This is a genomic window from Bradyrhizobium sp. WSM4874 (assembly GCF_055811835.1).
Window position 1 is genome coordinate 23,305 of record NZ_JBVVPR010000062.1, and the last position, 10,588, is coordinate 33,892.

Here is a 10,588-nt window from a genome sequence, read left to right on the forward strand (position 1 = left end):
CCGGATGGCAAACCTTGACGGGCAAATCTTGAGGGGCAAGCCTTGACTGGCATGTCCGGCCGAGATGGGATATCAGCGCGATCAGGTTGCATCTAACTGGATTTTCGGTCAGCGGATGACGCGTCTTTCGCATCTCACCTTGCGCAATGCCATGATCGCGCTCCACGACCTGCTGGCGACCACGGCGGCGCTGTTCGCCGCCTTCTATCTGCGTTTCGAGGGCGGCGACGGCTTCTTCGACCGCCTGCCGCTGCTCATCCAGATCCTGCCCTATTTTCTGGCCTTCAGCTTGGTCGTGTGCTTCGTCTTCAACCTGACCACGACGAAATGGCGCTTCATCTCGCTGCCCGACGCGCTGAACATCATCCGCGTCGCGACCGTGCTCACGGTTGCACTCCTGGTGCTCGACTACATCTTCGTCGCCCCCAACGTCCGCGGCGCCTTCTTCCTCGGCAAGGTGACCATCGTCCTCTACTGGTTCCTCGAGATCTCCTTCCTCAGCGCGTTGCGCATGACCTACCGCTATTTCCGCTACACGCGGGTGCGGCGTCACGCCCGCACCGGAGATGCCGCGCCGACGCTGCTGATCGGTCGCGCCGCGGATGCCGAGGTGCTGTTGCGCGGAATCGAGAGCGGGGCGATCAAGCACATCTGGCCGGTCGGCGTGCTCTCGCCATCGAGTTCCGATCGCGGCCAGTCCATCCGCAACGTCCCGGTTCTGGGCGGCGTCGACGACATCGAGGATGTCGTCGCCGACTTCACCAAGCGCGGCAAGGGGATCGCTCGCGTCGTGATGACGCCGACGGCATTCGAGCCGGAGGCCCATCCCGAATCGATCCTGATGCGGGCGCGCAAGCTCGGCGTGATCGTGAGCCGCATGCCCTCGCTCGAGAGTGGCGACACGCCACGGCTCACGGCCGTCGCCGTCGAGGACCTGCTGTTGCGGCCGAGCGAAAAGATCGACTATGCGCGGCTCGAGGCCCTGATCGAGGGCAAGGCGGTAATCGTCACCGGCGGGGGCGGCTCGATCGGTTCCGAGATCTGCGAGCGCGTCGTCGCGTTCGGGGCGGCGCGCCTTCTGATCGTGGAGAATTCCGAGCCGGCACTCTACGCGATCACGGAAACGCTCGCGGCGCTCGGCACCGCTGCTTCGATCGAAGGGCGGATCGCCGACATCCGCGACCGTGAGCGCATCATGCGCCTGATGGCCGAGTTCAAGCCGGACATCGTGTTCCATGCCGCCGCGCTCAAGCACGTGCCGATCCTCGAGCGCGACTGGAGCGAGGGCGTCAAGACCAACATCTTCGGCTCGATCAACGTTGCCGATGCCGCGCACAGCGCCGGCGCCGAAGCCATGGTGATGATCTCGACCGACAAGGCGATCGAGCCGGTGTCGATGCTCGGCCTGACCAAGCGCTTCGCCGAGATGTATTGCCAGGCGCTCGACCATGATCTTGCGGCGGGTCTCGGTGGCGCCAGGCGGTCGATGCGGCTGATCTCGGTCCGGTTCGGCAACGTGCTGGCGTCGAACGGCTCGGTGGTGCCGAAGTTCAAGGCCCAGATCGATGCTGGCGGCCCTGTGACGGTCACGCATCCGGACATGGTCCGCTACTTCATGACCATCCGCGAGGCCTGCGATCTCGTGATCACGGCGGCAACACATGCGCTGGGAACGCAGCGTTCGGACGTGTCGGTCTACGTGCTCAACATGGGCCAGCCGGTGAAGATCGTCGATCTCGCCGAGCGCATGATCCGCCTGTCGGGCTTGCAACCCGGCTACGACATCGAAATCGTGTTCACTGGCATGCGGCCCGGCGAACGCCTGCACGAAATCCTGTTCGCCTCCGAGGAGCCGACCCGCGAGATCGGCGTCGCCGGCATCATGGCCGCACAGCCGAACGAGCCGCCGATGCAGACGCTGCGCAAATGGATTGCGGCGCTGGAGCAGGCGATCGCGCGCGACGATCGGGCCACCATCAGGACCATCCTGAAGGACGCGGTTCCGGAATTCGGGTCGACCGCGGCCTGATCATGCAGCCTCGAGGCAAGATCGTCGTGGCGAGCCAGCATTACCCGCCTGATCCGAGCACGACGGCGGCGATCATGGCCGAGATCGCCTGCCGCATCGCCGGGGATCACGAGGTCGTGGTGCTGTCGGGCTCATCAGGCGCGTTGCCGGCCTCGCAGACCGGCCCGGGCAAGCCGCGGGTCGTCGCCGTCAAGAACCGGATGGCGGGCAAGGCGGCGCTGGTGCGGCGCGGCGCCTCCGAGCTGCTGTTCGCAGCGCGCACGTTCCTGGCGCTGACACGGGAGCTGAGGCGAGGTGACGTCGTGCTCACCGTCACCGCACCGTTCATGCTGCCTTACGCGGTTGCGGCGGCGGCGAGGCTGAAGGGCGCGCGCTCGGCGCTGATCATGCACGACCTCTTCCCCGACGTGCTGGTGATGGCGGGCCTGCTGAAGCCCGGTTCGATCGTGACCATGACGATGCGCGCTGCCAACAGCCTGATGTTCCGCGCGCTCAATGCCGTCATCACCATCGGCCGCGATGCGGAACGGCCGCTGCTGAGCTATTCCGGCATGACGCGGAACAAGATCCGCTTCATCCCGAACTGGGCGACGCTGGTGGCCGCACCCCGGCCGGTGACGGCGGATAATCCGTTCCGCAAAGCGCTCTCGGCGGGTTTCGTTGTCGGCCTGTCGGGCAATCTCGGCTTCACCCATGATCCGGAGATCGTGTTCGAGGCGGCGCGTCATTTGAGGGCCGAGCCTGACATCCACTTCCTGCTCTCCGGCTGGGGCATCGGCTTCGAGCGATTGAAGCAGTTGCAGGCCGATGCGAACTTGCCCAATGTCTCCTTCGTGGGGCGGGTTGAGGATGCCGAGCTCGAGGCATTCCTGGCGGCAGCCAATCTCTGGATCATTCCGTACCGGAAGGACGTTGCGGGGGTATCGGTGCCGAGCCGGTTCTACAATCTGCTGGCGGTCGGCCGTCCCGTGGTGCTGGTCTCCGAACCGGAGGCCGAGGCCGCGTTGACGGTGGTGGAGAACGGGCTGGGCTGGGTGGTGACGCCGGGCCGTGCCGATCAACTGGCCGAGGTCATCCGCGCTGCGTCTCACTCCGACGGTGTCGCCATTGCGGAGCGCGCGGTAAAGGCGGCAGCGAAATTCGATCGCGTCACCGCGATGAACGCCTATGCTGCCCTGGTCGACGAATTGTTGCGCAACCCCGAACTGGCGGAGCAACGATGAACGAGCGCAAGCCAGTCGTGCTGGTGACGGGTGCGAGCGGTTTCGTCGGCCGTCATGTCGTACCCGCGCTGGCGCGCGAGGGGTGGTCGGTCCGCCGCGCGGTGCGCAGACCGGAAGGCATGGACGACGAGGTCGTGATCGAAACGATCGGGCCCGACACCGACTGGCAGGCGGCACTTGAAGGCGTCGATGCCGTCGTTCATCTCGCCGCGCGGGTGCATCACAAGCACGAAGAGCATGCGGTCCAGCTCTATCGCAACGTCAACATTGCCGGCACGCTGCACCTGGCGCGCAGCGCGGCGACGGCCGGCGTGCGCCAGTTCATCTTCATCAGCACCGTTCTCGTGCACGGTCGCAGCAACGAGGGCCGCGCGCCGTTCAGCGAGGACGATATCCTGACGCCGCGCGGTCTCTACGGCATGTCCAAGGCCGCGGCCGAAGCGGGCTTGAAGACGCTGGCGCGCGACAGCGCCATGACGATCTCGGTGATCAGGCCGCCGCTGGTCTATGGTGCGGGCGCCAAGGGCAATTTCGCGCTGTTGACGCGTGCCGTGAACCTCGGTCTGCCGCTGCCCTTTGCCGCGATCCGCAATCACCGCGCCTTCCTTGCCGTGCAGAACCTGTCGTCGTTCATCCTGCGACGGCTCTCTCATTCAGATCCCGCGAGCAATTTCGAGATCTTCCTGGTGGCGGACAGGGAGCAGGTCTCGACGCCCGAGTTCATCGCGCGGCTGGCCAAGGCTGCCGGCAAGAACTCGCGGCTGTTCGGCATGCCGCAGGACCTGCTCAGCACGCTGCTGCGCGTGATGGGCCGGCAAGATACGCAGGACAGCCTGATCGGCTCGCTCGAGCTCAACCTCTCCAAGGTGACCGCGACCGGGTGGCAGCCGCAGGTGTCTCTGGACGAGGGGCTGCGGCTGGCGCTGGTGGCTCAGGACGCCTGAGGGCGGGAGAACCGCCACAGCACGATGCCGATCGCGATTGCGCCCGCCAGCAGCGCGATCAGCGTGATCGTCACCGAGCTGGCGCGCGCGGTGACGATGGCAAGCCCCGCGAGCACGAGATTGAGGGCGAACACCTCTCCGATCACGCGAGAGACCGTGAAGCCGTGGTCGGTGGCGCGCTGGTAGAAATGCGAGCGATGCGCCGACCAGAATTGCTCGCCCCTTGCGATGCGCCGAAACAGCGTGATGGTGGAATCCACGAGGTAATAGGCCGGCAGCAACAGCGCCGCGGCGGGCTGCCCGCGCCAGGCGAGATCGAGCAGGCACCAGCCGAGCAAAAGGCCGATCGGCAGGCTGCCGACATCGCCCAGGAAGACTTTTGCGACCGGCTTGTTGAACGGCGCAAAGCCGAGCATGGCGCCGCACAGCGTCGCCGCGATCAGCGCGGCCGGCCACGACAAATCGCCGAGCAGTGCCAGCAGCAGCAGCGTCGCGGTGACGGGCACGACTTCCGCCACCGTCATCAGATCGAGCCCGTCCATGAAGTTGACGAGGTTCAAGAACCACACGCCCGCCAGCAGGATGAGTCCGCGCTCCAGCGCGAGCGGCAGCGCCGGCACGATGCGCGCGGTCTCGGGCGTGGTGAACACGACGGCGCCGACCGCTGCGGCCTGCAGCACGAGACGCACGAGCACCGGCAGCGACTTGATGTCGTCGGCAAATCCGACCAGGGCGATCAAGACCGTCGCAGCGATCAACGCCGGCGGAATCGCGACGTCCGCCCAGGCTGCCCAGGCTGATGCGACCAGCAGCGTCGCTGATATCACCGCGATGCCCGCACCCTGCGGAGTCGGGATACGATGAGAGGACCGCGCGTTGGGCCGCGCCAATGCGTAACGCTGGAGCAGGGGGCGGCTGGTCCAGGTGATGACGCCCGACACCAGCGCGGCAATCACAACGGCAAGCAGCGATGGTATCGCGCCGAGCGCGTCGACGGCCGCGTTCACTCCGGCACCCCGAGCGGCGCCGATCCCTGCGCCGCTTTCTCCGCGCTGAGGATCCAGACCAGGCCGCCGATCGCGCCGACGATGAAGTACACGGCGCCGAACAGCAGCGAGACGTTGACGCCCTCGTTTGTGGCCAACCCCGCGAAGCCGAAGGCGAGGCTCATGGTGGCTTCACGCACGCCCCAGCCGGCGATCGAGATCGGCATCATCGTGATCAGCATCACCGGCGGCACCAGCACAAAGACGTCGCTGAAGCCGACCGGCGCCGCGATCGACTGCACGACGCACCAGGCGACCACGACGGCCAGCACATGCACGGCGAGCGACAGGATCACGACGGCCGGTCCGCGCGAGCGGCTGAAGATCACGCGGTTGGCGATCACGGCACAGGCGTGAATGTGATGCGTGGCCCACCAGGTCTTCAGCCAGCGCCATTGCAGCGCGCCGAAGACCAGGAAGCCGAGACCGCCCGCAAGCGCCGCGAAGTCGACGAGCAGCAGCGCGGAGCGCCCGTGCGGATCGGCGATGAGGGCGTAGCTCCAGGGCAGGCTTGCCACGATCATGATCGCGAGCGCGATCAAACCGATCGCACGGTCGACGAAGATCGAGTAGGTCGCCGCGCGCCAGCCGGCGCCGGCGCGCGCGACGAGCCACAGCCGGACCGCATCGCCGCCGATCGCCGAGGGCAGGGTCTGGTTGAAGAACGATCCGATCACGTTGTAGCGCATGGCCCGGCTGAGCTCGAGCGGGGCGCCGCATTCGGCGCTGATCTCGCGCCAGCGCAACACGCCGACGAAGATTTGCAGGAACGCGATCGCGATCGCCAAGCCGATCCAGAACAGGCTGGTCACGTTGAAACGCGAAAACAGTTCGGACAGATCGACCTTGCGCAGCGCCAGGTAGAGCAGCGCTCCGGAAATCAGGATCTTGGCCGTCGACAGCAGGATTCGGCGCATTTCGCCCGCATGAACAAGGGTTTTGAAGCAACCCGACGCAAGGCGCCGAATTCGGCCGCTTTGGTATGGTTTTGGCGCCGATCTTGCAATAGCGGTGATCGGGAGCCCGCATGCAGGGCGGCGGGCTATTGCGACCCCGTCGACGTCGAGGCTAAAGAGGCGCCGCGGGCGAAAGATCGAGCGACGGATCGGGCGAAGCAGTCCTTGGGAACAGGATGAGGGATCAGGCGATTTTGGTCACGGGTGGCGCCGATTTCACCGGCTTGGTGCCCGCGGATGACCCGGCTGCCGCAAATGCGCCGTCTAAGGTCTACAATGTCGAGAAGCACCACCCGGAAGAGCTGACGCACGTCGTCGGAGTTCTGGAGCAGGAGCTGGGTCGGACGGCGATCAAAGAATTGCTGCCGAGAAACCTTTGGAAACGTTCGCGGATGTCGAGGATCTGATGCGCGACGCCGGCTTTGCACCGTCAAGGCCGATCGCGCACAGAGTTCGTAATTGTGTCACCTGGTATCGGGACGACTTCAAGGTTTGAGATGACGATGGACAAACGCATTATCCCCCTGATCATGTGCGGCGGTGCCGGAACGCGGCTGTGGCCGGCTTCGCGCGAGGTGCGCCCCAAGCAGTTCCTGCCGCTGTTCGGCACGCGCTCGACCTTCCAGGATACGCTCTCGCGCGTTTCGGAGGCCTCGCTGTTCGATCGCCCGATCGTCATCACCAATGCCTCCTACCGCTTCATGGTGCTGGAGCAGCTCGCCGAAATCGGCATCGAGGCCGACGTGATCCTCGAGCCGATGCGGCGCGATTCCGGCCCCGCGATCGCAGCCGGCGCGGTGTTCGCGCAGAACCGCGCGAGTGAGGCGATCGTGCTCGCGCTCGCCGCCGACCACGTGGTGCAGGACAATGCCGCGTTCGTCGCGGCGTGCCGCCAAGGCCTCACCGCCGCAAGCGCCGGGCGCATCGTCACGTTCGGCGTCAAGCCGGAGCGGCCGGCGACCGAATACGGCTATATCAGCCCGGGCGAGGTCATCTCCGGCGAGGTGCATGCGGTCGCGCGCTTCGTCGAGAAGCCGGATGCGGTGAAGGCGGCCGACTACGTCAATTCCGGCTATCTCTGGAACAGCGGCAACTTCATGTTCCCGGCCAGCGTCCTGCTCGACGAATACCGCAGGGTCGATGCGGCGAGCGTGGAGGCGATTTCCACTGCTGTTAGTAACGCCGGACGCGATCTCGGCTTCGTGACGCTGGAGCCTGAGGCGTTCGGTGCGGCCAAGGCGATCTCGATCGACTATGCGGTGATGGAGAAGACCGCGCGCGCCGCGGTCGTGCCGGTGTCGTGCGGCTGGTCCGACGTCGGCTCCTGGCACGCGGTGTGGGAATTGTCAGACAAGGACGGGCAAGGTAATGCTTCGCATGGCGCCGCCGTGTTCGAAGATTCCCGCAACTGCAACGTCACCACCGATGCCGCGCTGGTCGCGCTCGAAGGCGTTGATGATCTTATCGTGGTTGCGACGGCCGATGCAGTGCTGGTCTCGCGCCAAAAAGACGCCAACGGGCTCAAGCGGCTGGTCACAAAACTCAAGGCAGTCGCGCCGAAAGTCACCGAAGAGCATCTCAAAGTGCATCGGCCCTGGGGCAGCTACCAGTCGGTCGACAATGGCGAGCGCCACCAGGTCAAGCGCATCGTGGTGAAGCCGGGCGGACGTCTGTCGCTGCAGAAGCACCATCATCGCGCCGAGCACTGGATCGTCGTCCGCGGCACAGCCCGCGTCACCGTCAACGAGACCGTCAAAAGCGTGCACGAGAACGAGTCCATCTACATCCCGATGGGCGCGGTGCACCGGATGGAGAACCCCGGTAAAATCATGCTGGAGCTGATCGAGGTCCAGACTGGAAGCTATCTCGGGGAAGACGACATCATCCGGATTGAAGACGATTATCAAAGGTCGTAACCAGCACACTCCGAATCACGCGACCCGGGTCAAAACAGTGGTCTCTTTCAGAGACTTAAGCCCGGGGAACGTGTAACTGTTTGAATCAAATCGTGTCCGGACCGCTAGCTCCGCATTCGCCACAAATGTGGCGGCCGTGCTAGAAGCGCCTCGGGGATTTGCGTTGAATCGGGGTTTGCTCAAATGAGTTCCACAGGATCTGCACCGGCAAAGGCCGGCTTGCGCGTCGGCGTCATTGGCGCCGGTGTGATGGGCAGCAACCACGCGCGCGTGCTCGCGGGTCTTCCCGGCGTCAGCCTCGTCGGCGTCGTCGATCCTTCGCCGGCACATCGCACGCGGGCGATGGAGCTTGCCAATTGCGCGAGCTTCGAGACGCTTGAGCAGCTGCTGGCCGAAGGCGTCGATGCGGTCACCATCGCGGCGCCGACTCATCTGCATCACGAGGTCTCGCTCGCCTGCATCGCCAAGAACATCCACGTGCTGGTCGAGAAGCCGATTGCGTCCACGGTCGCGGAAGGCCGCGAGATCGTCACGGCTGCGCAAAAGGCCGGCGTGACGCTGATGGTCGGCCATGTCGAGCGCTTCAATCCGGCGGTCGCCGCCGTCAAGCAGGCGATCGCGGGCGAGGATATTCTGTCGATCGCGATCACGCGCGTCGGCCCGTTCCCGCCGCGCATGTCCAATGTCGGCGTCGTCATCGATCTTGCCGTGCACGACATCGATCTGATCCGCTGGTTCACCGAGTCCGACATCGTCGAGGTGCAGCCGCAATTGTCGAGTGCGGTCGCCGAGCGCGAGGACATCGCGCTCTTGCAGTTCCGCACCGCCAACGGCGTGCTCGCGCACATCAACACCAACTGGCTGACGCCGTTCAAGGCACGCAGCGTCACGGTCGCGACCCGCGGCAAATACGTGATGGGCGATCTCTTGACGCGCCAGGTCACCGAATGTTTCGGCTTCAAGCCTGACGGCAGCTATTCGATGCGGCATCTGCCGGTCGGCCATGACGAGCCGCTCCGCGCCGAGCTGATCGCGTTCCTCAAGGCCGTGCGTCATGGCGAGACGCCGGCCGTCACGGGCGATGAAGGCGTCGCCAGCCTCGAGATCGCGACGCAGTGCTTGGAAACGCCGTCCCGCCCCGCAGCCTCGTCGTCTGCCCGCAAGGGTCCGCGCCGCGTTGCCGGCTGAACTCTTTCCATGTCGATCAGCCAAGAAGGCGCCAAGAACCAGGCCATGAACCAGCATCTGCGTTCCGAACCCATTCCCTTCATCGACGTCGCCTCGCAGCGCCGCCGGCTCGGCGACTCGCTCGATGCAGCCGTGAAGCGCGTTCTCGATCATTGTCAGTTCGTCAACGGCCCTGAAGTCGCCGAGCTTGAGAAGCAGCTTGCGGCCTATTGCGGCGCCAAGCACGTCATCGGCTGCGCCAGCGGCACCGATGCGATCCTGATGGTGATGATGGCGATGAATGTCGGGCCGGGCGACGCCGTGCTGTGTCCGTCCTTCACCTTCATCGCGACGGCTTCGCCGGTGGCGCGGACCGGCGCGACGCCGGTTTATGTCGACGTCGACGAAGCCACCTTCAACATGAGCCCGGAATCGCTCAAGCGCGGCATCGCGACAGCCCGCAAGGCCGGCCTCAAGCCGGTCGCGATCATTCCGGTCGATTTGTTCGGCCAGCCGGCCGATCACGACGCCATCGCCGAGATCGCCAAGGCCGAAGGCCTGTTCGTGCTCGACGACGCCGCGCAGGGTTTTGGCGCGAGCTACAAGGGCCGCAAGCTCGGCACCTTGGCACTCGCCACCGCGACCAGCTTCTTTCCCGCAAAGCCGCTCGGCTGCTTCGGTGACGGCGGTGCGATCTTCACCGACGACGATGAGCTCGCGGCGACGCTGCGCAGCATCCGCGTGCACGGGCAGGGCGTCGATAAATACGACAACGTCCGCCTCGGCCTGACCGGCCGGCTCGACACCATGCAGGCCGCGATCCTGCTCGAGAAGCTGAAGATCTTCGACGACGAGATCGTTGCCCGCAACAAGGTCGCCGAGCGCTACGCGCGCGGTCTCAGCAATGTGGTTACCGTGCCGCGCGTGGCTCCCGGCAATACGTCGGTCTGGGCGCAGTACACGATCCGCCTCCCTGAGGGCACCGACCGCGACGGCTTTGCCGCCGCGCTGAAGGCTCAGGGCGTGCCGACGGCGATCTATTACGGCAAGTCGATGCATCAGCAGACCGCCTACAAGCAGTACCCGGTCGCCGAGGGCGGCCTGCCAGGCTGCGAGAGCCTGTCGCAGGACGTCATCAGCCTGCCGATGCATGCCTATCTGACCGAAGCCGATCAGGAGCGAATCATCGCGGCCGTACGCGGCGCGCTTTCAGCCTGATTTCGCTGTTCTTGCCCTCTCCCCTTGTGGGAGAGGGCAGCGCCGCAAGTAGACGCAATCTCATTGGGGTGAGGGGTCTCTCCCCGCGC

The 10,588-nt window shown here is 65.5% G+C and carries 9 protein-coding genes; 7 read left to right on the plus strand and 2 right to left on the minus strand.

Annotated features, from left to right (window positions below):
* Positions 1–115: 115 nt before the first annotated feature.
* From AC0L3P_RS36005 to AC0L3P_RS36015, 3 genes are read left to right on the plus strand one after another with little or no spacing between them, the layout of a single operon-like run.
* On the plus strand, positions 116–2,029 hold the full coding sequence (locus tag AC0L3P_RS36005) for a nucleoside-diphosphate sugar epimerase/dehydratase (protein WP_275169934.1): 1,914 nt from the start codon (positions 116–118) through the stop codon (positions 2,027–2,029).
* A 2-nt stretch (positions 2,030–2,031) separates the two neighbouring features.
* Complete coding sequence (locus AC0L3P_RS36010; RefSeq protein WP_473308909.1) at positions 2,032–3,252, plus strand: glycosyltransferase family 4 protein; 1,221 nt, start codon at positions 2,032–2,034, stop codon at positions 3,250–3,252.
* On the plus strand, positions 3,249–4,196 hold the full coding sequence (locus AC0L3P_RS36015; protein WP_473308910.1) for an NAD-dependent epimerase/dehydratase family protein: 948 nt from the start codon (positions 3,249–3,251) through the stop codon (positions 4,194–4,196). Before AC0L3P_RS36010 ends, AC0L3P_RS36015 begins: the two co-directional genes overlap by 4 nt.
* Here AC0L3P_RS36015 and AC0L3P_RS36020 read toward each other — a convergent pair.
* Complete coding sequence (locus tag AC0L3P_RS36020; RefSeq protein ID WP_473308911.1) at positions 4,184–5,203, minus strand: MraY family glycosyltransferase; 1,020 nt, start codon at positions 5,201–5,203, stop codon at positions 4,184–4,186. The genes AC0L3P_RS36015 and AC0L3P_RS36020 overlap by 13 nt on opposite strands.
* Complete coding sequence (locus AC0L3P_RS36025) at positions 5,200–6,159, minus strand: lysylphosphatidylglycerol synthase transmembrane domain-containing protein (RefSeq protein WP_354254830.1); 960 nt, start codon at positions 6,157–6,159, stop codon at positions 5,200–5,202. Before AC0L3P_RS36025 ends, AC0L3P_RS36020 begins: the two co-directional genes overlap by 4 nt.
* A gap of 215 nt (positions 6,160–6,374) precedes the next feature.
* On the opposite strand from AC0L3P_RS36025, the gene AC0L3P_RS36030 reads away from it, so the two are divergent.
* The 4 genes from AC0L3P_RS36030 (at position 6,375) to AC0L3P_RS36045 (ending at position 10,499) form a co-directional block, all read left to right on the plus strand.
* On the plus strand, positions 6,375–6,605 hold the full coding sequence (locus AC0L3P_RS36030; protein WP_473308912.1) for a hypothetical protein: 231 nt from the start codon (positions 6,375–6,377) through the stop codon (positions 6,603–6,605).
* 96 nt (positions 6,606–6,701) lie between these two features.
* The gene (locus tag AC0L3P_RS36035) at positions 6,702–8,114 is read left to right on the plus strand and encodes a mannose-1-phosphate guanylyltransferase/mannose-6-phosphate isomerase (RefSeq protein ID WP_473308913.1); all 1,413 of its coding nucleotides are present in this window, start codon (positions 6,702–6,704) and stop codon (positions 8,112–8,114) included.
* A gap of 183 nt (positions 8,115–8,297) precedes the next feature.
* The gene (locus tag AC0L3P_RS36040) at positions 8,298–9,302 is read left to right on the plus strand and encodes a Gfo/Idh/MocA family oxidoreductase (RefSeq protein WP_473308914.1); all 1,005 of its coding nucleotides are present in this window, start codon (positions 8,298–8,300) and stop codon (positions 9,300–9,302) included.
* 9 nt (positions 9,303–9,311) lie between these two features.
* Complete coding sequence (locus tag AC0L3P_RS36045) at positions 9,312–10,499, plus strand: DegT/DnrJ/EryC1/StrS family aminotransferase (protein ID WP_473308915.1); 1,188 nt, start codon at positions 9,312–9,314, stop codon at positions 10,497–10,499.
* Positions 10,500–10,588: the final 89 nt, after the last annotated feature.